This window comes from Microbacterium sp. P5_E9, assembly GCF_054049175.1.
This window is the reverse complement of record NZ_JBFUMV010000003.1, coordinates 121,576-144,591: the sequence shown is the minus strand read 5'-3', so window position 1 is coordinate 144,591 and position 23,016 is coordinate 121,576. Positions and strand designations below refer to the sequence as shown.

Annotated in this window: 24 protein-coding genes; 17 read left to right on the top strand and 7 right to left on the bottom strand. The window is 68.9% G+C overall.

The annotated features are described in order from the left end of the window. Window positions 1-11: 11 nt before the first annotated feature. Window positions 12-425, bottom strand: a complete 414-nt coding sequence (locus ACXJ3V_RS06900; RefSeq protein ID WP_457099541.1) for a PIN domain-containing protein — start codon at window positions 423-425, stop codon at window positions 12-14. After that, the gene (locus ACXJ3V_RS06895) at window positions 425-694 is read right to left on the bottom strand and encodes an AbrB/MazE/SpoVT family DNA-binding domain-containing protein (protein ID WP_457099540.1); all 270 of its coding nucleotides are present in this window, start codon (window positions 692-694) and stop codon (window positions 425-427) included. Before ACXJ3V_RS06895 ends, ACXJ3V_RS06900 begins: the two co-directional genes overlap by 1 nt. A gap of 129 nt (window positions 695-823) precedes the next feature. Here ACXJ3V_RS06895 and ACXJ3V_RS06890 point away from each other — a divergent pair, with 129 nt between their 5' ends. The 6 genes from ACXJ3V_RS06890 to ACXJ3V_RS06865 all read left to right on the top strand — a co-directional run bounded on the left by ACXJ3V_RS06890 (window position 824) and on the right by ACXJ3V_RS06865 (window position 6,706). After that, window positions 824-1,579: a 3-oxoacid CoA-transferase subunit A gene (locus tag ACXJ3V_RS06890; protein WP_457099539.1), complete on the top strand. Its 756-nt coding sequence runs from the start codon at window positions 824-826 to the stop codon at window positions 1,577-1,579. Next, window positions 1,576-2,241: a 3-oxoacid CoA-transferase subunit B gene (locus ACXJ3V_RS06885; protein WP_457099538.1), complete on the top strand. Its 666-nt coding sequence runs from the start codon at window positions 1,576-1,578 to the stop codon at window positions 2,239-2,241. The genes ACXJ3V_RS06890 and ACXJ3V_RS06885 overlap by 4 nt, the downstream gene beginning before the upstream one ends. A gap of 62 nt (window positions 2,242-2,303) precedes the next feature. Beyond that, window positions 2,304-3,473, top strand: a complete 1,170-nt coding sequence (locus tag ACXJ3V_RS06880) for a thiolase family protein (RefSeq protein WP_457099537.1) — start codon at window positions 2,304-2,306, stop codon at window positions 3,471-3,473. A 16-nt stretch (window positions 3,474-3,489) separates the two neighbouring features. Further along, window positions 3,490-4,275, top strand: coding sequence for an IclR family transcriptional regulator domain-containing protein (locus tag ACXJ3V_RS06875; RefSeq protein ID WP_457099536.1), 786 nt, complete (start codon window positions 3,490-3,492; stop codon window positions 4,273-4,275). A 223-nt stretch (window positions 4,276-4,498) separates the two neighbouring features. Then, complete coding sequence (locus ACXJ3V_RS06870) at window positions 4,499-5,962, top strand: DUF222 domain-containing protein (protein WP_457099535.1); 1,464 nt, start codon at window positions 4,499-4,501, stop codon at window positions 5,960-5,962. Between the two features lie 99 nt (window positions 5,963-6,061). Beyond that, on the top strand, window positions 6,062-6,706 hold the full coding sequence (locus tag ACXJ3V_RS06865) for a cation diffusion facilitator family transporter (RefSeq protein ID WP_457099534.1): 645 nt from the start codon (window positions 6,062-6,064) through the stop codon (window positions 6,704-6,706). 44 nt (window positions 6,707-6,750) lie between these two features. Here ACXJ3V_RS06865 and ACXJ3V_RS06860 read toward each other — a convergent pair whose 3' ends face one another. Next, complete coding sequence (locus tag ACXJ3V_RS06860) at window positions 6,751-7,992, bottom strand: glycoside hydrolase family 1 protein (RefSeq protein ID WP_457099533.1); 1,242 nt, start codon at window positions 7,990-7,992, stop codon at window positions 6,751-6,753. Further along, window positions 7,989-8,963 carry an alpha/beta hydrolase fold domain-containing protein gene (locus ACXJ3V_RS06855; protein ID WP_457099532.1) on the bottom strand — a complete coding sequence of 325 codons (975 nt, stop codon included), beginning with the start codon at window positions 8,961-8,963 and terminating at the stop codon, window positions 7,989-7,991. Before ACXJ3V_RS06855 ends, ACXJ3V_RS06860 begins: the two co-directional genes overlap by 4 nt. 246 nt (window positions 8,964-9,209) lie before the next feature. Between ACXJ3V_RS06855 and ACXJ3V_RS06850 the strand changes: the two genes are divergently transcribed. From ACXJ3V_RS06850 to ACXJ3V_RS06835, 4 genes are read left to right on the top strand one after another with little or no spacing between them, the layout of a single operon-like run. Continuing rightward, window positions 9,210-10,784 (top strand): ABC transporter substrate-binding protein, encoded by a 1,575-nt coding sequence (locus ACXJ3V_RS06850; RefSeq protein ID WP_457099531.1) that lies wholly within the window; start codon window positions 9,210-9,212, stop codon window positions 10,782-10,784. Between the two features lie 57 nt (window positions 10,785-10,841). After that, window positions 10,842-11,783, top strand: coding sequence for an ABC transporter permease (locus ACXJ3V_RS06845; RefSeq protein WP_457099530.1), 942 nt, complete (start codon window positions 10,842-10,844; stop codon window positions 11,781-11,783). Further along, complete coding sequence (locus ACXJ3V_RS06840) at window positions 11,780-13,888, top strand: dipeptide/oligopeptide/nickel ABC transporter permease/ATP-binding protein (RefSeq protein ID WP_457099529.1); 2,109 nt, start codon at window positions 11,780-11,782, stop codon at window positions 13,886-13,888. The genes ACXJ3V_RS06845 and ACXJ3V_RS06840 overlap by 4 nt, the downstream gene beginning before the upstream one ends. Then, entirely contained in the window at window positions 13,885-14,751 is an 867-nt protein-coding gene (locus ACXJ3V_RS06835) for an ATP-binding cassette domain-containing protein (RefSeq protein ID WP_457099528.1), read from the top strand. The genes ACXJ3V_RS06840 and ACXJ3V_RS06835 overlap by 4 nt, the downstream gene beginning before the upstream one ends. 9 nt (window positions 14,752-14,760) lie before the next feature. On the opposite strand, the gene ACXJ3V_RS06830 is transcribed toward ACXJ3V_RS06835, so the two are convergent. Beyond that, window positions 14,761-15,672: a LysR substrate-binding domain-containing protein gene (locus ACXJ3V_RS06830; protein WP_457099527.1), complete on the bottom strand. Its 912-nt coding sequence runs from the start codon at window positions 15,670-15,672 to the stop codon at window positions 14,761-14,763. 157 nt (window positions 15,673-15,829) lie between these two features. On the opposite strand from ACXJ3V_RS06830, the gene ACXJ3V_RS06825 reads away from it, so the two are divergent. Genes ACXJ3V_RS06825 through ACXJ3V_RS06815 form a run of 3 tightly spaced genes read left to right on the top strand, consistent with a single transcriptional unit; the run spans window position 15,830 to window position 18,076 of the window. Next, on the top strand, window positions 15,830-16,375 hold the full coding sequence (locus ACXJ3V_RS06825; protein ID WP_457099526.1) for a quercetin 2,3-dioxygenase: 546 nt from the start codon (window positions 15,830-15,832) through the stop codon (window positions 16,373-16,375). Between the two features lie 7 nt (window positions 16,376-16,382). Beyond that, a complete protein-coding gene (locus ACXJ3V_RS06820; RefSeq protein WP_457099525.1) occupies window positions 16,383-17,171 on the top strand; it encodes an alpha/beta hydrolase fold domain-containing protein in 789 nt (262 codons plus the stop codon). A 14-nt stretch (window positions 17,172-17,185) separates the two neighbouring features. Continuing rightward, complete coding sequence (locus ACXJ3V_RS06815; protein ID WP_457099524.1) at window positions 17,186-18,076, top strand: alpha/beta hydrolase fold domain-containing protein; 891 nt, start codon at window positions 17,186-17,188, stop codon at window positions 18,074-18,076. A 64-nt stretch (window positions 18,077-18,140) separates the two neighbouring features. On the opposite strand, the gene ACXJ3V_RS06810 is transcribed toward ACXJ3V_RS06815, so the two are convergent. Both ACXJ3V_RS06810 and ACXJ3V_RS06805 read right to left on the bottom strand, forming a co-directional pair. Next, a complete protein-coding gene (locus tag ACXJ3V_RS06810) occupies window positions 18,141-18,947 on the bottom strand; it encodes an IclR family transcriptional regulator (protein ID WP_457099523.1) in 807 nt (268 codons plus the stop codon). A 39-nt stretch (window positions 18,948-18,986) separates the two neighbouring features. Beyond that, window positions 18,987-19,544 (bottom strand): carboxymuconolactone decarboxylase family protein, encoded by a 558-nt coding sequence (locus ACXJ3V_RS06805; RefSeq protein WP_457099522.1) that lies wholly within the window; start codon window positions 19,542-19,544, stop codon window positions 18,987-18,989. A gap of 90 nt (window positions 19,545-19,634) precedes the next feature. Between ACXJ3V_RS06805 and ACXJ3V_RS06800 the strand changes: the two genes are divergently transcribed. From ACXJ3V_RS06800 to ACXJ3V_RS06785, 4 genes are read left to right on the top strand one after another with little or no spacing between them, the layout of a single operon-like run. Further along, a complete protein-coding gene (locus ACXJ3V_RS06800; RefSeq protein ID WP_457099521.1) occupies window positions 19,635-20,417 on the top strand; it encodes an SDR family NAD(P)-dependent oxidoreductase in 783 nt (260 codons plus the stop codon). 26 nt (window positions 20,418-20,443) lie between these two features. Beyond that, window positions 20,444-21,223, top strand: coding sequence for an SDR family NAD(P)-dependent oxidoreductase (locus ACXJ3V_RS06795; protein ID WP_457099520.1), 780 nt, complete (start codon window positions 20,444-20,446; stop codon window positions 21,221-21,223). A 37-nt stretch (window positions 21,224-21,260) separates the two neighbouring features. Beyond that, window positions 21,261-22,136 (top strand): fumarylacetoacetate hydrolase family protein, encoded by an 876-nt coding sequence (locus tag ACXJ3V_RS06790; RefSeq protein ID WP_457099519.1) that lies wholly within the window; start codon window positions 21,261-21,263, stop codon window positions 22,134-22,136. Further along, a complete protein-coding gene (locus ACXJ3V_RS06785; protein ID WP_457099518.1) occupies window positions 22,133-22,984 on the top strand; it encodes a fumarylacetoacetate hydrolase family protein in 852 nt (283 codons plus the stop codon). The genes ACXJ3V_RS06790 and ACXJ3V_RS06785 overlap by 4 nt, the downstream gene beginning before the upstream one ends. Window positions 22,985-23,016: the final 32 nt, after the last annotated feature.

Sequence of the window (23,016 nt, the reverse complement as noted above, 5' to 3'; positions counted from 1 at the left end):
GTCGGCTCCCCTCAGTCGTCGGCGAGGAGGCGCCAGCCCAGGCGCTCCGCGGCATCCCGATCGAAAGTGACGGTCTCTTCGGCGCCGAAGAGCTCCATGTTGCCCTGGATGAGCGCATCGGCGAAGTCGGCGCCTTCCTCGGCGAGGGTGAGGGCGCGCACGACTGTCTCGCCGTCGTCGAACTCGAGCACCTCGGTCTCGACCAGGCTCCGGATGACGGCGAGGCAGGTGTCGCGCGACAGGCGTTTGGCGCGTGCCATGACCCAATACGTCTCGGCAAGCGTGACCTGCGTGAGGAAGCCGCGACGGCTGGGCGTGAGTTCGCGGAACAGGCGTGCAGCGATGGCCGACTGCTGTGGGTCATCGCGAAGCACTGCCCGCAGGACGACGTTCGTGTCGATGCCGATCATCGTTTCTATGGGCATCAGCGCTCGTCCTCGAGTCCGCGCATTCCACTGGCTGCGCCGCCTTCAGCGATGGCGTCGTTGATCTCTTCGATGGTGAGCGCGGGCTGGTCGGGGTCGTAGAGCATCCCGATGAAGTCGTCGACGCTGCCGGTGCGGGCGATCAGGCGGTACTGGCCACCGCGCAGCTTCACGAACATGACCTTGGAGCCCGTCACCAGCTTGAGGTCGTCGCGCACCTCCTTGGGCACGGTGATCTGGCCCTTGCTCGTCATCGTCGCGGTCGCCATGGTGATTCCTTTCTCCTATAACTGCACCTTACTTCGGACACCAGGTAAGGACTAGGGGAATTCGCGCGTTCACGCTATTCTGTATCGACAGACGAACACACGTTCGCACAGCGAACGGATTGGACGCGCATGATCGACAAGACGGTTCCGGATGCCGCTGCCGCAGTCGCCGGCATCCCCGACGGCTCCACCGTCATGATCGGCGGGTTCGGGCGGGCAGGGCAACCGGTCGAGCTCATCGACGCCCTCATCGAGCAGGGGGCGGGCGACCTCACGATCGTCAGCAACAACGCGGGMAACGGCGATGTCGGGCTCGCCGCGCTGCTCGCCCGCAAGCGTGTGCGCCGGATCATCTGCTCGTTTCCTCGGCAGCACGACTCGTGGGTGTTCGACGGCCTCTACCGGGCCGGTGAGATCCAGCTCGAGATCGTCCCGCAGGGCAATCTCGCCGAGCGGATCCGCGCGGCAGGCGCCGGCATCGGCGGCTTCTTCTCGCCGACGGGCGTGGGCACGCTCCTGGCCGAGGGCAAGGAGCTCCGCCAGATCGAGGGCCGCGACTACGTGCTCGAGTACCCGATCAAGGCGGACTACGCGCTCGTGAGCGGGCTGCGGGCCGACCGGTGGGGCAACGTCGTCTACCGCAAGACCGCGCGCAACTTCGGCCCGATCATGGCGTCCGCCGCGACGACCACGATCGTCCAGGTCGATGAGATCGTGCCGCTCGGCGAGCTCGATCCGGAGGCGATCGTCACCCCGGGCATCTTCGTGGAACGCGTCGTCGCGGTGGGCGAACGCCCGTGGCTGCACGACGGCGCCTTCGTCGGCGGGGTCGATCTCGAGGGTCTCCCGCTCGATCAGCCGTCCAAGAAGGAGTCGCACCGATGACCACCCGCATCAGCCGCGACGAGCTCGCCGCGCGCATCGCCGCCGACATTCCGGAGGGCTCGTACGTCAACCTCGGCATCGGCGCACCGACCCTCGTGGCGAACTTCCTGCCCGACGACCTCGAGATCGTCCTGCACACCGAGAACGGGATGCTGGGGATGGGCCAGGCGCCCGAGCGCGACGCCGTCGACCCCGATCTCATCAACGCGGGCAAGCAGGCGGTCACCGAGCTGCCCGGCGCCGCGTTCTTCCACCACGGCGACTCGTTCGGCATGATGCGCGGCGGGCACCTCGACGTGTGCGTGCTGGGTGCGTTCCAGGTGTCCGAGAACGGCGACCTCGCGAACTGGTCGACGGGCGCACCCGGTGCGATCCCCGCCGTCGGCGGCGCGATGGACCTCGCGATCGGCGCCAAGTCGGTCTACGTCATGACCGACCTCCTCACCAAGGACGGCGCGTCCAAGCTCGTCGCGGAGTGCACCTACCCGCTCACCGGCGTCGCCTGCGTCACCCGCGTCTACACCGACCATGCCGTCTTCGACGTCACGGCAGACGGACTCGTGGTCCGCGAGGCGTTCGGCGACAACACGGTCGCCTCACTCGCCGAGCTCACCGGACTCCGATTGACGGATGCCGTGACCGGCATCGCAGAAGGGTACTGACATGACGCCAACCCCGGTCGTTGAGCGAGCAAAGCGAGACGAAACGCCAGAGGAGCACTGACATGACCGCGACCTACATCTACGACGCTGTGCGCACCCCCTTCGGGCGCGGCGGCGGCGCGTTGTCCGGCATCCGTCCCGACGATCTCGCCGCCGTCGCGATGCGCGCGGCCGTCGAGCGCACCGGAATCGACCCTGCGCGCATCGACGACGTCATCTTCGGCGACGCCAACCAGGCCGGGGAAGACAACCGCAACGTCGCCCGCATGGGCGCGCTGCTGGCGGGGTTCCCCTCGAGCGTGTCCGGCGTCACGGTGAACCGCCTGTGCGGGTCGGCGGTCGAGGCCGTGATCCAGGGGTCGCGGGCGATCGAGTCCGGCGACGCCGACCTCATCCTCGCCGGCGGGGTCGAGTCGATGAGCCGGGCGCCGTTCGTCGTCGAGAAGTCGCCGAAGCCGTGGCCCGCCGTCGGCAACCAGACGCTCTGGAACACCTCGATCGGGTGGCGGATGACGAACCCGGCGCTGCGCAAGGACTGGACGATCTCCAACGGAGAGTCCGCCGAGAAGCTCGCGCAGCTCTACGGCATCTCGAGGGAGGCGCAGGACGAGTTCGCGCTGCGGAGCCATCGCCTCGCCGCCGAGGCCTGGGCAGCCGGCGTGTACGACGCCGAGATCGTGCAGGTGCCCGGTGCTGAGCTCGCGCGGGACGAAGGCATCCGTGCCGACACGACGCTGGAGAAGCTCGGCGGGCTGAAGGCGCTGTTCGCCGCGGACGGCACCGTGACGGCGGGCAACGCGTCCTCGATCAACGACGGCGCCTCGGCCGTGCTGCTCGGGCGGGAGGGCGCGCTGGATGCCGAGCCGCTCGCCCGGATCACCGGCCGCGGGGTCTTCGGCAACGACCCGGATGTCTTCGGAGTCGCCCCGGTCGAGGCGGCCAACCGTGCGCTCGCGCGCGCCGGGCGCACCTGGGCGGACGTCGACCTCGTCGAGCTCAACGAGGCCTTCGCCTCGCAGAGCCTCGCGTGCGTGCAGCTGTGGCCCGAGCTCGACCCCGAGCGGGTCAACATCCACGGCGGCGCGATCGCGATCGGACATCCGCTCGGCGCGTCCGGCGGACGGATCATCGGCCACGCGGCGCACGAGCTCGCCCGGCGCGGCGGGGGAGTCGCGGTCGCCGCGATCTGCATCGGCGTCGGCCAGGGCCTCGCCGTCGTCCTCGAGCGGTGAAGCCTCAGGTTGCGGCATGACTGACGCTGAGGCATCCGTCGACTTCGTGCAGTCGTTCGCGCGGGGGCTCTCGGTCATCCGTGCGTTCGACGCCGCGCACGCCGAACTGAGCCTCAGCGAGGCCGCCCGCCGCGCCGACATGCCCCGGGCCGCGGCCCGGCGGTTCCTCCGGACCCTCGAGACGCTCGGCTACGTGCGCGGGTCGGGCGAGTGCACGAGCCGCACCTACGCGCTGACCCCGCGGGTACTCGAGCTCGGCTTCAGCTACCTCTCCGCCCTCTCGCTCCCCGAGATCGTGCAGCCGCACCTCGAACGGCTGTCACGGGATGTCGACGAGAGCGTGTCGGCGGCCGTGCTCGACGGCCCCGATATCGTCTACGTCGCGCGCGTGCCCACGCGGCGGATCATGAGCGTCCGCATCACGATCGGCACGCGCTTCCCCGCCTACGCGACCAGCATGGGGCGGGTGCTGCTGGCCGGTTTGCCGGAGGCGGAATCGGATGCCGCGGCCGCGGCATCCCCTCTCCTCCCGCTGACCGACCGCACGGTGACCGACGTGTCGGCACTGCACGAGGAGTTGGTGCGGGTGCGCGAGCAGGGCTGGTCGCTCGTGGACGGCGAGCTCGAGCCTGGACTCCGTTCGATCGCGGTGCCCCTGCGGGACCGCACCGGCGCGGTCGCTGCGGCGCTCAACGTCTCGACGAGTGCGACGCGCGACACGGTCGACCGGGTGGTGGAGGTCTACCTGCCCGCCCTGCGGTCCGCCGCGCACGCGATCGAGGCCGAGCTTCGTATGGTCTGAGGCGCGACCGCGACCGCTCGGTCGTTGAGCGAGCGAAGCGAGACGAAACGCAGCGACCCCCGCGCCGCGCGGGGCGATCTGCTTGGCTCCTGAGAGCCGCAGACCACGGCATCCTCTCCTCCCCAGCCGCCTTCGAATCTGGCGTATCCACAGGCGCGGATTCATAACCTGATCTGGTGGTTTTCGGGGCGCGAATGTCGGTGGCCCTCACCAGAATGGGGGTATGAACCCACCCGCAGTCGACGTTCTCGCGTCGCTCGCTGAGCACGTCGACCAGGTGGTTGACGAGCTTTTCGGGGGCGGGTCGGTGCGGTTCGGCAACGACGCCGAGTTGGTCGATGCTCTGACTCTGGCGGGCCGGATCATGCGCAGGTTCGAGAGCGTCGTGATCGAGACCGTGGGTGCGGTGGCAGAGCGCTCCGAGACCGCCGTTCTCGACGAGCGGCTCACGTCCCGGTTCGGGTGCCACAACGTGAGCGAGCTGGTGCAGCGCACCACTTTGGCCGGCCCGCAGACCGCGGCCCGATGGCAGCGCGCAGCCCGATCGGTGCGGCAGGAGACCTCTCTAGTCACCGGAGAGCCCCTGGGTGCCCCGTTCCCCGCGATGCGCGTCGCGCTGCTGCGCGGTCATGTCGGAGTCGACGGGCTGCTCGCCGTGGCCACACCGCTGGCCGAGATCGAACGGCGCGTGGGCCGAGAGGTCGTGCTGCTCGCTGAGGGCGGGCTGGCAGCGTCGGCGCGCGGGGAAGGGGTGGATGCCGCGCCCCCGGCGTGCGCGGACCTGCTGCGGGTGCAGGCCATGGTGTGGGCGACGGTGCTCGACCCGGATGGCAGCGAGCCCCGGGAGCGTGAGGCGCTGCACGGTCGCGGCTTCACCCTCGGCACGCCGCGGCGTGGAGTGGTGCCGTGCCACGGAAACCTGCTCCCCGAAGTCGCCGGCCAACTGCAGCGGATCATCGACGCCGTCGACTCCCCTCGCGGCCGCGACGACACCGGAGGCGTGCGATTCCGCCCCGAGTGCGACCCTGAAGGCGATGGTGACCGCGACTCCGAGGCCGACCGCGACGACGATGAGAGGATTCCGCTCGACGACCGGACTCCTCCGCAGCGCCGCCATGACGCGCTCGCCACCGCGTTGTTCGCCGCGGCGGCTTCCGGCACGCTGCCGACGATCGGTGGGGCGGCACCGGTGCTGGTCATCTCGGCCCGCGAGTCAGATGTGCTCGAAGGGAAAGGCTGGGCGCACGCCGAGGGTTGCGAGGAGCCGCTGCCGATCGGCGCCGCGCACCGGGCGGGGTGCGCCGGGATCGTGCAGAGGATCCTGCTGAGCAGTACGGGCCGGATCCTGCGGATCGGCACAGAGGAGCGCGTCTTCAACCGGCATCAACGCCGCGCCATCGCGCTCCGCGACGGCGGCTGCATCATCCCCGGCTGCAATGTCCCCGCCGCCTGGTGTGAGATCCATCATGTCGTCGAACACCACAACGGCGGCCCGACGCATACCGATAACGGGGTGCCGCTCTGCTGGTATCACCATCGCTTCATCGACTGGCACGGCTGGAAGATCCGGATGAACCACGGCGTCCCCGAAGTCCAAGCGCCGCTGTGGAACGACGCCTCCGGTCGATGGCGACCCATCACAAAGTCCAAGATCCGCCTCACCGACCTCCTCGTAGGGCGCACGTGACGCGATGCGGCTGTCCTGTCGCACCGCCTTGTCGAGCCGCCTTGTCGAGCGGTGACTGTATGGTCGCCGTATGTTCCCCGGCCGCTCTGAGGTCGTGCGATGACCGCACTGTCGCCGGAGCGGCGCGGGCGACTGCATCGACGCGTCCGATTCATCGTCGCCTTCACGATCAGCTACAACGTGTTCGAAGCGATCATCGCCATCACCGCGGGCGCGCTCGCGTCCTCCACAGCGCTGATCGGGTTCGGCCTGGACTCCGTGGTTGAAGTCCTCTCCGCCGTCGCGGTGGCGTGGCAGTTCACGCGCAAAGATCCGGCGCGGTGGGAGAGGGTCACGCTCCGAGCGATCGCGGTTGCGTTCTTCGCCCTGGCCGCCTATGTGAGCGTCGACGCGATCATCAGCCTCGTCTCGCGGGAAGGGCCAGATCACAGCCCCCTCGGTATCGGGATCACCGCCCTCAGCCTGCTCGTGATGCCGCTGCTCGCCTGGTACGAGACCAGGACAGGCCGCGAGCTCGGATCCAAGAGTGTGCTGGCGGACGCGAAGCAGCTGGTCCTCTGCGTCTATCTGTCCGGAACCGTCTTCCTGGGGCTGATCCTCAACAGCCTGCTGGGCTGGTGGTGGGCAGACTCCGTTGCCGCCCTGGTCGTCGCCGGACTTGCCATCCGCGAGGGTGTGGAAGCCTGGCGCGGCGACGTCGAGTCACCCTTCGATGCATTGACCGATGACGACCACGCGGACTAGGCGCGACGGTGTCTTCGAGGTCTGCCGACCTCGAAGCCACCGAGTCAGAGCCCCCGCGCCTCGCGCACCAGGCCGGCGTAGACGCTCGCGCTCGGCTTAGCGGTCCGCTCGAACGTCTCGCGGTCGACGCTGTGCAGCCCGAGCTTCGGGCCGTAGCCGAAGATCCACTCGAAGTTGTCCATGAGCGTCCAGTGGCAGTAGCCGAGCACCGGCACGCCGTCGGCGATCGCCTGCGCGAGGCCAACGAGCGAAGGCTCGATGAAAGCGGAACGGATGCTGTCATCCTCGGTCCCGATGCCGTGCTCGCTGACCAGCACGGGCACCTGTGCAACCGAGTACACGTATTCCACGGCACCGCGGAGCGAGTCGGGCTCGACCGCAGTCCCCATCCCGTTGACCTCGGCACCCTCGGGAGCTGCGACCATGCCGTCGGCCCCATAGATGATGCGCTCGTAGTTCTGAACGCCGATGAAGTCATCCTCACGCGCAAGCACGAGCCAGTGCTCGTAGACCTCGGCGCGCTTGCGATCGCGCAGGTCTTCACCGCCGGGGGCGGCCACGTCGTCGACGATCGCGAGCGAGAGTCCGACCGGCAGGTCGGACCGTCGTGCCTTGATCGCGGCCTTGGCCGCCCGGTGGGCGGCGGTCATGCCCGCACGCATCGCGGCGAAGTCCTCGCGCAGCATGACGTTCCCGGCGCGGTAGCGCTCCACGCCGGCCTCGCGCGATGCGGCCTCGAGGGTCGCGCGCTCGAGCTCGACGATGAACTCCGGCAGGTGCGCCCACGTCAGCATCTCGGGCAGGTCGGGCTCGTTGAAGGTGACCGCGAGCTGGATGCGATCGCCGAACCGGTCCATCACGACGCCGCAGTACCGCGCGAACAGAGCGGATGCCTCGGCATCGAGCCACGCACCACGCTTCGCGAACCAGTGCGGCGACGTGAAGTGGTTGAACGTCACGATCGGGGCGAGGCCGCGGGCGAGGCATCCGTCCACCATCGCCTCGTAGTGCGCGAGCGCCTCGTCCGAGAACTCGCCCTCGACGGGCTCGATGCGGGCCCACTCGACCGAGAAGCGGTACGCGTTCAAGCCCATGCCGGCGACGAGGGCGAGGTCGGACTCCCACAGCTCCCAGCCGTTCGCCGCCTTGCCGGAGCGGTCCTTGAAGATCGTCGGCGTCACATTCTCGAGGAACCAGGTGTCGCTCGTGATGTTGTCGCCTTCGTTCTGGTGTCCGGCGGTGGCGACGCCCCAGAGGAAGTCGGCGGGGAAGGTGGGCAGGGTCATGGCGTGCCTTTCGGGGCTGCGAGTCGGGCGCTGAGGAATTCGACGGCCCGTCTGATGGGAGGAAGCGGGTCGGCGCCCAGGAAGACGTGATCGCCGCCTTCGACGATCAGCAGCTCCGCGGGCACACCGGCGGCCTCGAGCACCTCGAGGAGCTGATCGCTCTGCGAGAGCGGAACGACGCCGTCGGCGTCCCCGTGCACGAGCAGGAACGGCGGGCCGCCGGCGCGGGCGTGATGGACGGGCGAGAGCAGCCGCCGCGCATTCGCGGGGTCCAGCGGCGTCCGGGCCAGGATCACACTCGTGGGATCGGCTTCGGATGCCGGACCCTGGGCGAGGATCTGCGCCACCCACTCCGGCGGCAGAGTGTCGAGGAACGGCGGGAGTGTGTCGACGTCGGAGACGCCGTAGAAGTCGACGACCGCGGCGACGGCGCTGCTCTCGCCGAGTACGCCGTCCGTGCCCTCGAGTGCGGGGTCGTCCACGAGGCCGAGCAGCGCGGCGAGGTGTCCGCCTGCGGATTCTCCCCACGCGCCGATGCGGCTCCCGTCGATGCCGAGGTCATCGGCGAACCGGCGCAGGTAGCGCACCGCTGCCTTCGCGTCGTGGAGCTGGGCGGGAAACGAGGCCTCGCGCGAGTGCCGGTAGTCGATGGACGCCACGGCCAGTCCGGCATCGATCGCCGTCTGGAAGAGTGCGCCGTCGGGCCAGTAGTCGGGAGGTGTCTGGCGACTGCCGAACAGCCATGCGCCCCCGTGGATCCAGACGACGCAGGCGGCAGGCGTCTGTAGTCCCGCGGGCACATAGACATCCATGTGCAGCGGCCGATACCCATCCGGCGTGGAGTACGTCAACGACGGGTGAATGACCGCGCCGATCGGATGCTGTCGCTCTGCCGTCCCGGGAGCCGAGAACGCGGGAGGTCCGATCCGCACCGTCGATTCCTCTGCGATCACCGTGCGATCGTCGACCATTTCGCCTCCTCGCGGCACGGGTCAGGGAGCTCTTCTCCTCGATCACCGGTTGTTCATTCAATGAAAGCATGTTTCACTAGAGAGAAGCAACCAAAGACGCATGTTAGGCATCCGCTAACGGCATGGCTTGCGAATCCGAATGGCCAAATGTGCATGGCGCGGTCACTCTGGTCGAGGGAAGCCGGTCTTGCAGCGGCCCTCCCCTGACACCGAAGTCCTCAGCAGCAACCGATCACAGGAGATCAGATGTCCCGAATCATCACAGCGCGAGCAGGCGGCGTGATCGCCGCCGTCGCGGTCGCAGCGCTCGCCCTCACCTCATGCTCGGGCGGGGGTGGCGGTGACAGCGCGAGCGGCGGCGCGGCCGACACGGCGAAGCTCATCATCGCCACCGATTCCGACCAGGCCGCGTTCGGCTACGACCCGATCCGCTATGGCAGCGGCCAGCGGATGTTCTTCGAGGGCATCTACGACTCGCTGTTCGTGCTCGACCAGGACGGCAAGATCGTCCCGCAGCTCGTCACGAACTTCGAGTACAGCGAGGACAAGACGCAGCTCACGCTGGACCTCGACACGAGCGCGACATTCAGTGACGGCACCGCGCTCAGCGCCGAGCTCGTGAAGGAGAACCTCGATGCCCGGGGCAACCCCGACCTGAGCGGCTACTCCTCGTTCGCGACGGGTGGTCAGAACGAGATCAAGGATGTCGCGGTCGTCGACGACGACACCGTCACCCTCACGTTCGCAGCTCCCAAGCCCGGCTTCGAGTCGAATCTCGTTTCGCCGACCGGCATGATCGTCGGCCCTGCCGGCGTCGCCGATCGGTCCAGCCTCGATGCCACTCCCGATGGATCCGGCCCCCTGACGGTGGATGCCGACGCCACGGTGAAGGGCAACTCCTATCTGCTCGTCAAGAAGGAGGATGACGCGGACGCCGATGCGTACCCGTTCGACTCCTACGAGTTCAAGCCGATCCTCGACCCGCAGGCACGCGCGAACGCCGCGATCTCAGGCGAAGTCGACCTCGCCCTCCTCGCGGCGGAGACGCAGGATCAGGTCGAGTCGGCCGGAGTCGGCCTCGTCGCCAACGGCGGGACCATCCAGAACATCATCGCCTTCGACAAGGTGGGCGCCCTCGGCCCCCAGTGGGCGGAGCCGCTGGTCTACCAGGCGCTCTCCACCGCGATCGACCGCGACGCCTTCGTCAAGGCTATCCACCCGGGTGAGGTCCCGACGGCGAACGCGCTGCCCGCCGACAACCCGGGCTACCTTCCGGAGCTCGACGAGCAGTACGCGTATGACCCGGATGCCGCCAAGAAGCTGCTGGCGCAGGCCGGCTACCCCGACGGCTTCGAGTTCGACTTCACGATCAGCCAGGGAAGCCAGCGCGACCTGGAGGCGCTCCAGCCCTACTGGGAGGCCATCGGCGTGAAGATGAACCTGAAGAACGCGGCATCCACGGAAGAGATCTTCAAGACCGTCCAGACCGAGCCGCTCGGCGGACCGATCCCGTTCCAGTGGACCAACCCGCTCGGCCCGGTCTACGGCGCGCTCTTCGGATTCGCCAACTTCCACGGTGCGACGAACGACGAGATCCAGGCCGCAGCCGGCGCCGTGGGCGCCGCTCAGGGTGCGGGCGACGCCGACGCGGAGGCCGCAGCCCTCAAGGACCTGAACCGCGCGATCGTGGACTCCGKGTGGCTGATCCCGCTCTTCGAGCAGCTGGCGCCCTGGGCGTACGACACGGCCAAGCTCGCCGAGCCGACCTTCCCCGGCGCCGAGGCGTTCCCGCTCCTCGCGTCGCTCCAGCCCGCGTCCTAACCTGATGCCGGTGCCGGCGGCTGCGGTCGCCGGCACCGGCTTCGCAAGGGAGTGATGATGCTCATCTTCGTCTTGAAGCGAGTCGCCTGGGCGATCTTGACGCTGCTCGTCGCGTCGTGGATCGCCTTCGTGCTCGTTCACCTCTCCGGCTCGACGCCCGGCGGCGTCGCCCTCGGGCAGTCCGCAACGCCGGAGCAGGTCGCGGCCTACAACGAGTCGATCGGCTGGTACGACCCCTGGCTCCAGCAGTACTTCGCCTGGGTGGCGCAGGTGCTGCAGGGCAACCTCGGCGTATCGCTGATCGACGGGCGTCCGATCGGGCCCGACATCGCCAAGCGACTGCCCGTGACCGCGGCCCTCGCGGTGGGCGGCACGATGGTGAGTGCCATCATCGGCATCTCGCTCGGAGTGGTCGCGGCCGTCCGTCGTGGTTCCGTCGACCGCTTCATCACGGTGCTGACGGGCATCCTGCTCTCCCTACCCGCCTTCTGGGTCGGCATCCTGCTCGTCTATGTCTTCGCCGTGCAGCTGCGACTGCTGCCCGCCACCGGGTTCGTGCCCTTCGAAGTGAGCCCCGACAAGTGGTTCAAATCGCTGGTCCTCCCCGTCCTCACGATCGCGCTCACCTCGGCGGGCTTCATCGCCCGGCAGACCCGCGCGTCGATGTCGGAAGCCCTGGCTCAGGAGCACATGCGCAGCCTCCGCGCCGTCGGCACTCCGACGTGGCGGATCATCTACGTGCACGCGCTCCGCGGCGCCAGCCTCCCGATCCTCGCCACCATCGCCGTGCAGTTCATCGTCCTCTTCGGCGGCTCGGCGGTGATCGAGGTGCTCTTCGCGCTCCCCGGCATCGGCCAGGCGATGCAGTCGGCTGTCGGATCGGCTGACCTGCCCTTCGTCCAGGCCCTCGTCCTGATCGCGACGCTCGTCGTCGTGGTCGTGAACGTCGTGCTCGAGACGCTCAACCGCACCCTCGACCCGAAACTGCGCACATCATGACCGTCTCGACGACAGCGATCCTCACGATCCGCCGCGCGGACCGCAAGCGCGCGAATCGGCTCTTCCGCTCCCCGACCGCCGTGCTGTCACTCGTCTGGCTCATCGGCCTCACGCTCGCCTCGCTCACCTCGCCGCTGTGGCTGCGCTACGGGCCCCTCGAGCAGGACCTCTCGGCGGTGCTGCAGGGGCCGTCGGCGGCGCACATCCTCGGAACGGATGAGCTCGGCCGCGACCTGCTCTCGCGCATTGTGACCGCTGCCGCCTCCACCATGGCGATCGGCTTGATCCCGCCCATCGTCGCCGTCGCGATCACCGTTCCGGTCACGCTGTGGGCCGTGCGCAGCCGTCGCGCCGAGGGCACGATGAACCGCATCAGCGAGATCGTGATGTCGCTCCCGGGCACCGTGATCATCCTCGCCTTCATCGCCGCCGTCGGAACCAACATGCCCCTGGTCATGGCTCTGTTCGGCGTGCTGCTCTTCGGCGCCCTGTACCGGGTGCTGTTCGGTCAGGCGAAGAACCTGCAGAAGCAGCTGTTCGTCGAGGCGGCCGCGATCGACGGGGTCCGTCCGACCGCCTCGAGCTTCCGCCATGTCCTCCCCAACATGTCGACCACGGTGATCGTGCAGTTCGTGCTCTTCTTCGGCGTCGGCATCATGATGCAGGCCGGTCTCGCCTTCATCGGCCTCGGCCCGCAGCCGCCCGAGCCCACCTGGGGTGGCATGATCCAGAGCGCTTCGCGCTTCATCTTCCAGCAGCCGTGGATGATGGTGCCGACCGGCGTCGTCCTCGCGCTCACGATCATCGCCGCCAACGCGCTCGCCGACGTGATCTCCGGCGGCGCCGCCACTCCGCCACCGCTCATCGCGATCCGCCGACGGAAGAAGAAGACGACGGCTCCGGATGCCGAGTATGTCGTCGCCCTCGCGCCCGCGCCGGTTGCGGCATCCGACGGTCCCGCGGAAGCCACCGTGCTGTTTCCTGTGGAGCCGACCCTTCCGGAGGCCGTCGCCACGCTGCCCGCCCAGAACATCGAGACGAGCGCCCCCGACCTGACCACCCACACCCCGGCGGGAGCCGCGGCGGACGGCGAGCTCATCATCGAGAACCTCGTTCTCGGCGTCGAGGGAGGCCCCGCGCTCGTCACCGGAGTCTCGCTGCACGTCAGGCCGGGCCGGGTCATGGGGCTCGTCGGCGAGTCCGGCTGCGGCAAGAGCGTGACCTCCTACGCGATCCTCGGCCTCCTGTCGCCGGGTCTCTCTGTGCGCTCGGGACGCATCCAATGGGGCGCCACCGACCTCGCTCAGGCCGACGAGAAGACCCTCGCAAAGGTGCGCGGCCACGACATCGCGTTCATCTCCCAGGAGCCCAGCCGTGCGCTCGATCCGATGTTCACGGTCKGGTGGCAGCTCGGCGGCGCCATCAAGCGCCTGCGCGGGGTCGGCTCCCGCACCGCCAAGGGCATCGCGGCTCAGCTGCTCGAGGACGTCGGCATCGTCGATGTGCCGCGTGTGCTCGGGAGCTACCCCCACCAGATCTCGGGCGGGATGGCCCAGCGTGTGGCGATCGCCCTGGCCCTGGCCGGCTCGCCCCGCCTGCTCGTCGCGGACGAGCCCACGACCGCGCTCGACGTCACCATCCAGGCTGAGATCCTGGCGCTGCTGCGCGAGCTGGTGGCGTCCCGAGGCATGTCGATCATCCTGGTCACGCACGATCTGGGGGTCGTCGCGGACATCTGCGACGACGTCTCGGTCATGTACGCGGGCCAGATCGTCGAGACCGGAACCGTGCGCGACGTGCTGGTCCGTCCCGAGCACCCGTACACGATGGCCCTGCTCGCCGCAGACCCGCACGCGATCCTCGACTTCGCGGGCACGACGCGCCTGGCGTCGATTCCCGGCCAGGTGCCGCTGCCCGGCTCGTGGACGACGGGATGCCGGTTCGCCCAGCGCTGCCGGTTCGCGCGCGACGAGTGCATGACGGGCATCCCGCTCATGGAGCGTGCGGAGGGCGAGGGTGGCGTCCGCTGCATCAGGCGCGACGAGGTGCGCGGACGTCAGGAAGAGTGGCGACAGCCCGTCGCGATCGGAGGAGGAGACCTGTGAGCACCGCGAGTACTGTGCCGTCCGCAGCGGAGCGCACCGATTCCGCGCCTCTCCTCGAGGTTCGCAATCTCGTCGTCCGCTTCAACAAGAATGGCGCGCCCGCCGTCGACGACGTGTCGTTCTCGATCGGTCGGGGCGAGACCCTGGGGCTCGTCGGGGAGTCCGGTTCGGGCAAAACCACGATCGGCCGCGCCATCCTCGGGTTGCAGCCGGTCACCAGCGGCCAGATCCTCTTCGAGGGTCGTGACATCACGCGTCTCAGCGCCTCCCGCCGGCGCGCTCTGCAGGGCGATCTGCGAGCGGTCTTCCAAGACCCGTTCTCGTCGCTCAATCCTCGCCGGCCCATCGGCGACGCGATCACCGAGCCGATGCGCGTCGCGGGGGTTGCGCGCCCGGAGCGCGATCGGCGCGTCAAAGAGGTGCTGGATGCCGTCGGGCTCGCCCCGGGGTCCGAAGCGCGATACCCTCGGCAGTTCTCCGGGGGCCAGCGTCAGCGCATCGCGATCGCGCGCGCCCTCGTGACGGATCCGCGGCTCGTGGTCTGCGACGAGGCGGTCAGCGCGCTCGACCTCTCGACGCAGGCCCAGGTGCTGAATCTGCTCTCGGACCTCCGCGCCGGGAAGGACCTCGGCTACCTCTTCATCGCCCACGACATGGCGGTCGTCGAGTTCCTCGCCCAGCGCGTCATCGTCCTCAATCGTGGCCGGCTCGTGGAGGAGGGGATCACCGCCGAAGTGATGCGCAACCCTCAGCAGCACTACACGCGAGTGCTGATGGCGGCCTCGCCGGTGCCCGATCCCGACGAGCAGGCCCGACGTCGCGAGGCCTGGCAGGCGCTGAAGGCGGCCGCGCCGGCGGCGTAGAGACGTCGGTCAGTGGAGCGTGGCATCGACCAGCGGAGACAGGGCTTGCGCGGTCTCGCGGAAGGTGGCGACCATCGGGTTGGGCGAGTCGCTGAGGCTGCAGAGCACGATCATGGCGGGATCGATGTCGGTGATCGGAATGAACCCCAGTTCGTCGCGCCGGTACTGGCGCGACGCCGACTGACCGGCGATGTTCACGCCCGCACCGGCGGCGACGAGCTCGAACAGCCCATCGACGCTGTCGGCGGTGGGGCCGCGCTTGACCCGCGAGCCATCCGGGCGCGGGTCGACGATCCACCAGTCGACCACCTCCGGTGTGCCGCCGGCGACGGACACGAAGACCTCGTCGTTCGTCTCTGCGATCGCGACCGACTCGCGATCGGCGAGCGGATGACCGGCCGGCACGACGAGCACCCGCGGCTCGACCCAGAGCGGCTCGACCCTGATGCGCGGGGGGAGTCGCATGGGCGAGGGCGCGAAGACGACGTCGACGTTGCCGGACTCGAGTTCGGAGGCGACGTCGAAGAAGCCGAGCCGGCGCATCTCGATGCGCGCCTGCGGAATGGCCTGCATCGTCGAGGCGATGGCGGCCGTCGTGAGCGCGCCCGCTCCCGCCGCGACGACCCCCACCCGCAGCAGAGGCGTCTTCTGCTCGCGCTGGAGTGAACGGCCCCAGGCGAGCAGCTGGTCATGATCGTCCTGCACGCGCCGCGCCAAGGGCAGCAGCTCGCGGCCGTGGCGGGTCAGTTCGACCTTGCGCGGACTCCGATCGAAGAGCTTGACGTCGAGCTGCTGCTCCAGGCGGCTGATCTGCTGGCTCAGCGATGGCGGGGTGATGCTCAGCCGCTCAGCGGCGCGACCGAAGTGGAGCTCCTCGGCGAGCACGCAGAAATAGCGGATGACGTGAATCGGCACATCCATGCTCGGATCTTAGTCCGAGGCTAACGCCGGGTAGGGATGTCGAACTTCCTTGCCCCGCGGATCCTGGTGAGACTTGAGGCACTAAGAGCGATTCGCGGGCACCGTCCGCCGAGTTCTCCGCCTAACGGCACCCACTGCTTTCACAAGGAGGTAAAGCATGACCACTTTCCCCGCAGACGACCCGGACAAGGTGCCCTTCGCGGGCATCCTCCCGGCGGCCCCGAAGCCGTTCGTCCTCGGCAACGGCGAGGGGGAGAAGTCCCTCGTCTTCGACCAGCTCTTCTCGATCCTGCTCTCGGCCGACGAGACCGACGACCAGTACGGCGCGTTCACGATGGTCGGACCCAAGGGCGACCGCATCCCCGCGCACAAGCACTTCAAGACGCACGAGATCTTCTACGTCGTCGACGGCGAGATCAGCATCTGGATGGATGACGAGGCCGATTACCACACCAAGACCACGCTGACGACGGGCGACTTCGCGTTCATCCCGGCGAACGTCGTGCACGCGTTCCAGATCCACAACACCACCAAGGTGTTCGGCGTCGGCACGGCCGGCTTCGAGCGCTTCTTCCACGCGATGGGGCAGCAGACCGATCTCACCGAGCCGCGGGGGGTCTACGTTCCCGACTACCCGACCATGCGCGCCGCGGGCGAGAAGTACTGGACGCAGTTCATGCCCGAGTTCCAGTTCCGCGACTGAGGTCGTGATGACTTCGATCCTCGAGATCGACTTCGCTCAGCCCGCGGGATTCCGGCCGCTGTCGCTGGACCTGCGGACCCCGGACGCCGCATCTTTCGGCAACGCAGCCGCCCCCCTCGTCGTGTTCCTGCACGGCGGGGGGTGGCTGCGCGGAAGCCGCAAGGTGTTCACGCCTGGCATCAGCGACACGGAGTCGTTCGAGCGCATCGTGGCCGCCGGGTTCGCCATCGCCTCGTGCGAGTACCGCCTGAGCGGCGAGGCGCGCTTTCCCGCTCAGCTCGATGACGTGGACGCGGCAATCGCCTGGCTTCGCGAACACGCGCCGGAATACGGAGTGGATGCTTCGCGCATCGCGCTGTGGGGAGTCTCGGCCGGTGCGACCCTTGCGGCGCTGACCGCGTTCCGGCGCGACGATGTGCGCGCGGTCGTCGACTGGTTCGGCCCGGCCGACCTCTTCACGATGGCTGACCACGACCTCGGCGAAGCCCCCGCCGACACGCGCGAAGCCCGGTGGATCGGCGGTCCTGCGGCTCAGCATCCCGAAGCCGCCCGTCTGGCGAGCCCCGTGCATAGTGTGCGGGCGGGCGCCCCGCCCTTCCACATCGCGCACGGCACAGCCGACGAGCACGTGCCCTTCTCGCAGAGCGTCGCCCTCGCAGAGGCGCTTCGCGGTGCCGGCGCCGAGGTGGACTTCCACCCCGTCCAGGGTGGCAGGCACTTCTGGCAGGGCTGCGCGGACACCCGCCCGCTCTTCGACCGGGCTATCGACTTCATCTCGCGCCACACGGCGCGCTGACCCAGAGGATCACCATGACCGATACGCACGAAATCGCGCTCGAGGCCGGGGGCTACGACTTCCGGGTGCGCGTCTACCCGGCTTCGGAGCCCGGCGGAGCCGCCCTGGTGTGGCTCCATGGTGGAGCGTTCATGTTCGGCACCCTCGAGATGCCCGAGGCCGATCAGGTCGGCCGGAGGCTGAGCGAAGCCGGCATCACGGTGGTCTCGGTGGATTACACGCTGGCACCGCTCGATGGGCTGGCCGCACTCGCACCGCCCGACCCCGATGCCGCCTTCCCGTCCCCCGAGCAGCTGCGGGCTGAAGCCGAAGCAGCCGGTCCGCGGGCTCGCTTCCCGGTCGCCGGCCTGCAGACCGTGGCCGCCTTCGACTGGGCGGTGCAGAACGCCGGCACGTATGGCGCCGACCCCGATCGAGTGGCCCTGGGTGGCGCGAGTGCCGGCGCCAACCTCTCGGCGGGGGCGGCGATGCGACTGCGCGACCGGGAGGCGGCCATCCCGAGCCTGCTGGCGCTGGTCTACCCCTCGCTGCATGACGGCATCCTGGAGCCCAATGAAGAGCTGGCGCGCCTGCTTCAGACCGTCCCTCCCGCCCGCATCTTCACGTCGGAGGCCCGTGACGCCATCAATCGCAACTACCTGCCCGATCCCGCGGGCGACCCGGACGGGTACGCCTTCGCGGGAGGTCACCATCTCGCGGGGCTTCCTCCGGTGCTCATGGTGAACGCCGAGCTCGACAGCCTACGTGCGTCGGGGGAGGCCTTCGCCGGCGAGCTCGCCACAGCCAGCGTCGATCTGCACGTCGTACGGGCGCGGGGTGCCATGCACGGGTATCTCAACGAGGTCGGCCATCCCGCCGCGGAGCAGACTCTGAGGCTCCTTCAGGATGCGATCGCGGCGCGCTGAGACCCGCCCAGCGAGCGGGTCAGGTCCGCGACACCGGGATGCCGCGCACCGACCTCGGGTTGTGTCAGGTCGCGCGCAGCAGCCGCGAGATGTCCTCGGCCGTCGCGCGCAGCCGCTGCAGAATCGGCCCCCGGAGGGAGGCGAGATCGTGGCGCTGCGTCGACACGGCGATGTTGATGGCGGCGGCCGGCTTCGCGGCATTCCGCCCGAAAACCGGCACCGAGACCGACCGCAGACCGGCGGCGACCTCCTGGTCCTGCAGCGAGTAGCCCTGCTCGCGGATGGCGGCGAGGCGCTCGCGCAGTACGTCGAGCGACCCCGCGGCGTTGGGGCCGGCATCCCTCGAGAAATCGTGGTTCGCGAGCGCCGCCTTCAGCTCCGCGTCACTGAGGTAGGCGAGCAGCAGCTTGCCCATCGAGGTGTACGCAGCGGGGAGCGTCGAGCCGACCTGGATGTTCGCGGTCACGAGATCGGAGTTGCGCAGCCGCGCGAGGTACAGCACCTGGTCTCCGACCAGCACGCCGAGGTTGACCGTCTCGCCCGACTGCTCGGCGAGGTGCCGCAGGGGCTGCTCGCTCAGCTGCACGAGGCTCGATCCGCGAAGTGCGGCCGAGCCCAGCAGCAGGACGGCGACACCGGGACGGATGCTGCCATCCGGAAGTCGCTCGAGATATCCGCCCTCTTCGAGTGTTGCGACGACGCGGAAGGCGGTCGGCATCGGGATGCCGGTGCGGTCGCTGATCTCGCGCAGTTTCAGCGAGGTCACCGACTCGTCGAAGAGCCTCAGGACATCCAGGCCCTTGGCGAGCGCCTCGATCCGGTAGCGGCTGGGCGTCTTCTCGGCCGCATCGGCCGGCTCATCAGTTTTCATTGTGTGAAACCGTATCTGCGGATGCGAGCCGGTGCAACGTCAGGCCTCCACCCGGAATACCCGCAGCTGCAGCGCGAGGGTCGCGTAGTAACCCACGAGCACCGTGAGCTCGAAGACCACCTCCGCACCGAGGGCCGTGGATGCCTCGTCCCACAGGTTGTCGTCGAGGTCGCCGTCGAGCAGCGCCGCCGTCACCCGCGCCACCAGGCCCTCGTCACCAGAACAGCCGGACGTATCGGCGTCGCGCAAGGCGGCGAGCTCGGCATCGGTCAGCCCCGCGGCGGCACCCACCGCTTCATGCGCCTCGCGCTCGAAGGCACTGTCCCAGTGGGCGGCGACCAGCAGGATCGCGATCTCGCGCGAGCGGTCGCTGAGCGCGCCGCGATAGCGGATCGCGGCTCCCACATCCTGGAGCGCGGCGCCCAGCCGCGGTGCGAGAAGCAGCGCGTTGAAGGGCCCGCGGAGAGACCCGTCGCGGCGGGTGAGGGCGAAGTGCTGGGGCCCCTGCGACCGCGGGCCGCCGGCGATCGCGTCGTACAGGTCGCGCTGCGCGCCCGTGAGCGATTCGGGGGTGAAGGGGTGCACGCGTCCGGCCATCGAGGTCCTCCATTTGACGAATCGCTGAGATCAGCATACATTCAATCTACGAAAACAACTTTCATTGAATGAATCAATCGAGGAAACGTCATGACAGACACCGCCCTGAGCACGGGGGCCGACTGGCTCGGACTCGACGGCTCGCGGGTCCTGGTCGCGGGTGCCGGCGGAATCGGGGGAGCCTGCGCGCTCGCGTATGCGAACGCGGGGGCGTCGGTCGCCGTCGTCGACCGCGACCAGCGTGCGCTGGAGGCCATCGGGGATGCACTGGCCGCTCTCGGCACACGGCACGAGCTGATCCAGGCCGACCTCATCGAGCACGGATCGGGCGACCGCGTCGTCTCGGAGGTCGTGGAGCGGCTCGGCGGACTCGACGTGATGCTGCACGCCGTGGGCATCAACGACCGGCGTCCAATCCTCGATTTCACCGAGGACGAGTGGGACCACATCCTCCGCGTCAACCTCTCGTCCCTGTTCGGCCTGGCGCAGGCCGCCGGCCGCCACATGGTCGCCCAGGGGCATGGACGGGTGCTCGCACTCTCGAGCGTCTCGGGGCTGCTCGCCCACCACTCGCACGGTCCGTACGCGGCGTCCAAKGGTGGCATCAACCAGCTTCTGCGGGTCATGGCACGCGAATGGGCCTCATCGGGCGTGACCGTGAACGCCCTCGCCCCCGGCTACATCGAGACGCCGCTCACCGCCGGCGAGCTCGCGAAGCCGGGCAAGCGCGCAGACCTCGAGAGCCTGGTGCCCGCCGGGCGCCTCGGCACCCCCGACGAACTGACCGGTCCAGCGCTGTTCCTGTCGTCACGCCATGCCGGCTTCATCACCGGCCACGTGATGTACATCGACGGCGGCCGGACTCTGGTCTGAGACTCGAACGACGATAGGAGAGACACATGTCGCAGATCTTCCCCCGCTTCGCGGGCAAGACCGTGCTCGTCACGGGCGCCGGCACCGGCTTCGGCGCCGAGATCGCGGTTCGCGCCGCGCAGGAGGGCGCCAAGGTCGCCGTCCACTACCGCTCGTCCAAGGCCGGCGCCGAGGCGACGCTCGAGCGCATCCGCGAAGCGGGCAGCGACGGCATCCTCGTGCAGGCCGACATCGGCTCGTGGGCCGAGATCAAGCGCATGGCCGACGAAGTGTGGGCAGCGTTCGGCGTGCTCGACGTGCTCGTCAACAATGTCGGCGACGTCTCGAGCGAGCAGATGAACTGGGACGAGCTCACGCAGGAGGCGCTCGATGCGGTCATCGACATCGACGTCAAGGGCACGCTGCTGATGACCCATGAGTTCGGCGAGCGGATGCTGGCGCAGGGTCACGGCAGCATCGTGCAGGTCGGCTCCACCGTCATCGTGCGGGGGTCGGCGCGCGCGCCCCAGTACGCCGCCGCCAAGTACGCGATCCTCGGCATCACCAAGTCCTACGCCAAGGCCTTCGCCCCCGCCGTGCGGGTCAACACGTTCGCACCCGGCTTCATGGAGACCGAGCGTCTGCTGAACCGCGAGGACTGGAAGAGCGGCCGCCGCGAGGTGCTGCTCTCGCAGACCCCGATGGGCATCATCCCGCCGCCCGAGTTCGTCGCCGGCACCTGCCTGTGGCTCGCGACCGACGAGGCCGCGCACCTGACCGGCGGCTACATGCTCGCCGACGGCGGCTTCAACATGGTCGGCGCCTAGGCGCTCACCCCACGACGTAGAACCAAGGAGAAAACCAATGAAGCTCATCACTTTCGACGACGGTCGCGTCGGCCGGCTCGAACTCGAGGAGAACCTCGTCATCGAACTCGACGTGCCCTCGACCCGCACCTACTTCGAGCTCGAGGGCAAGGTCGGCGAGACCGGCGAGCGCCTCGCCTACAGCGACGTGCGCCTGCGCGCCCCCATCGTTCCCAAGAAGTTCTTCCACACGGCCGGCAACTTCGCGGCCCACCACGAAGAGCTCGAGAAGGTCAACTGGTCGCACCCCGTTCACAAGGGCATCGTGTTCTTCCAGAACGTCGACGCGATCATCGGCCCCGACGACGAGATCGTCTACCCCGATCACCTCACTCGCGAGATGGACTACGAACTCGAGATGCTCGCCGTCATCGGCAAGCCGGGCAAGTTCTTCAGCCCTGAGGATGCCGTGGAGCACATCGCCGGTTTCACGATCTTCAACGACATCTCGGCGCGCGACATTCAGCGCAAGGAGATGGAGTCCGGCGTCTTCTCGTTCTCGAAGGCCATCGACACGTTCTGCCCGATCGGCCCGTACATCGTCACGATCGATGAGGTGCCGGACTATCAGAACCTCGCGATGGAGCTGCGGGTCAACGGAGACGTCCGGCAGAAGGGCAACACGAACGAGATGGTCGTGACGCTGCCGCACCTCATCTCGTACCACTCGCCGCAGATCTTCAGTGCGGGCGACCTCATCTCGACCGGCACCATCCGCGGCGTCGCGGCGATCCAGGAGAACCCCTTCGACTTCTACCTCAAGCCCGGTGACGTGGTCGAGGCCGAGATCCAGGGCCTGGGCATCCTCCGCAACAAGGTCATCAGCTGGGAAGAGCGCTACGGCGAGCCCGCTCCGAAGCGGGTCGACTGGTGAGAATCGCCAACCTCGCCGGCCGTGCCGTCCTCGTCTCCGAGGGCGGCGCGGTCGACGTCGCCACGGCGTCGGACGGTCGTTTCGGCCCCGATCCCCAGGCGCTGTTCGACGACTGGGCCGCCTTCGCGGAGTGGGCATCGACGGTTCCGGATGCCGCGGCTGCGGCATCCGTCACCTTCGACGCCACTGACCTGGGCGCCCCCGTGCCGCGCCCCCGCCAGGTGTTCGCGATCGGCCTGAACTACGCCGAGCACGCCGCCGAGGCCGGCTACCCGCCGGACGCGATGCCGGTGACGTTCACGAAGTTCCCCTCGTCGATCGTGGGCCCCGATCACGTCGTCGAACTGCCCGAAGGGCACGTCGACTGGGAGGTCGAGCTGGTCGTCGTGATCGGTCGCGAGGCGCACAAGGTCGATCGCGAGATGGCGTGGGAACACGTCGCCGGACTCACGATCGGTCAGGACCTCTCCGAGCGCATCACTCAACTGCAGGGCTCGGCTCCCCAGTTCAGCCTCGGCAAGTCGTTCCCGGGCTTCGGCCCGACCGGCCCGTGGCTGGTGACCACCGACGAGTTCGCGGATCGCGACGACCTCGGGATCTCGTGCAGTCTGTCGGGCGAGGGGATGCAGTCCTCGCGCACGTCGATGATGCTCTACGACGTCCCCGAGCTGATCGTGCGCCTGTCGGCCGTGTGCCCGCTGCTGCCCGGCGACATCATCTTCTCGGGGACGCCCTCCGGCATCGGCAACCGCCGCACTCCGCCGCGCTTCATCGGCCCGGACGACGTGCTGGTGAGCGAGATCGAGGGCATCGGCACTCTGACGACCAGGTTCACCGCCGGCGGATGACCGTCGGACCGTCGCTATCCCCTGGAGCACAC

Bases quoted from the DNA above. Each gene is read 5' to 3' on its own strand.
- ACXJ3V_RS06795 (WP_457099520.1), top strand. From the start codon at position 20,444: ATGTCGCAGATCTTCCCCCGCTTCGCGGGCAAGACCGTGCTCGTCACG.
- ACXJ3V_RS06875 (WP_457099536.1), top strand. From the start codon at position 3,490: ATGACTGACGCTGAGGCATCCGTCGACTTCGTGCAGTCGTTCGCGCGG.
- ACXJ3V_RS06825 (WP_457099526.1), top strand. From the start codon at position 15,830: ATGACCACTTTCCCCGCAGACGACCCGGACAAGGTGCCCTTCGCGGGC.
- ACXJ3V_RS06810 (WP_457099523.1), bottom strand. From the start codon at position 18,947: ATGAAAACTGATGAGCCGGCCGATGCGGCCGAGAAGACGCCCAGCCGC.
- ACXJ3V_RS06830 (WP_457099527.1), bottom strand. From the start codon at position 15,672: ATGGATGTGCCGATTCACGTCATCCGCTATTTCTGCGTGCTCGCCGAG.
- ACXJ3V_RS06885 (WP_457099538.1), top strand. From the start codon at position 1,576: ATGACCACCCGCATCAGCCGCGACGAGCTCGCCGCGCGCATCGCCGCC.
- ACXJ3V_RS06845 (WP_457099530.1), top strand. From the start codon at position 10,842: ATGCTCATCTTCGTCTTGAAGCGAGTCGCCTGGGCGATCTTGACGCTG.
- ACXJ3V_RS06870 (WP_457099535.1), top strand. From the start codon at position 4,499: ATGAACCCACCCGCAGTCGACGTTCTCGCGTCGCTCGCTGAGCACGTC.
- ACXJ3V_RS06815 (WP_457099524.1), top strand. From the start codon at position 17,186: ATGACCGATACGCACGAAATCGCGCTCGAGGCCGGGGGCTACGACTTC.
- ACXJ3V_RS06855 (WP_457099532.1), bottom strand. From the start codon at position 8,963: ATGGTCGACGATCGCACGGTGATCGCAGAGGAATCGACGGTGCGGATC.
- ACXJ3V_RS06895 (WP_457099540.1), bottom strand. From the start codon at position 694: ATGGCGACCGCGACGATGACGAGCAAGGGCCAGATCACCGTGCCCAAG.
- ACXJ3V_RS06820 (WP_457099525.1), top strand. From the start codon at position 16,383: ATGACTTCGATCCTCGAGATCGACTTCGCTCAGCCCGCGGGATTCCGG.
- ACXJ3V_RS06880 (WP_457099537.1), top strand. From the start codon at position 2,304: ATGACCGCGACCTACATCTACGACGCTGTGCGCACCCCCTTCGGGCGC.
- ACXJ3V_RS06790 (WP_457099519.1), top strand. From the start codon at position 21,261: ATGAAGCTCATCACTTTCGACGACGGTCGCGTCGGCCGGCTCGAACTC.
- ACXJ3V_RS06805 (WP_457099522.1), bottom strand. From the start codon at position 19,544: ATGGCCGGACGCGTGCACCCCTTCACCCCCGAATCGCTCACGGGCGCG.
- ACXJ3V_RS06860 (WP_457099533.1), bottom strand. From the start codon at position 7,992: ATGACCCTGCCCACCTTCCCCGCCGACTTCCTCTGGGGCGTCGCCACC.
- ACXJ3V_RS06865 (WP_457099534.1), top strand. From the start codon at position 6,062: ATGACCGCACTGTCGCCGGAGCGGCGCGGGCGACTGCATCGACGCGTC.
- ACXJ3V_RS06900 (WP_457099541.1), bottom strand. From the start codon at position 425: ATGCCCATAGAAACGATGATCGGCATCGACACGAACGTCGTCCTGCGG.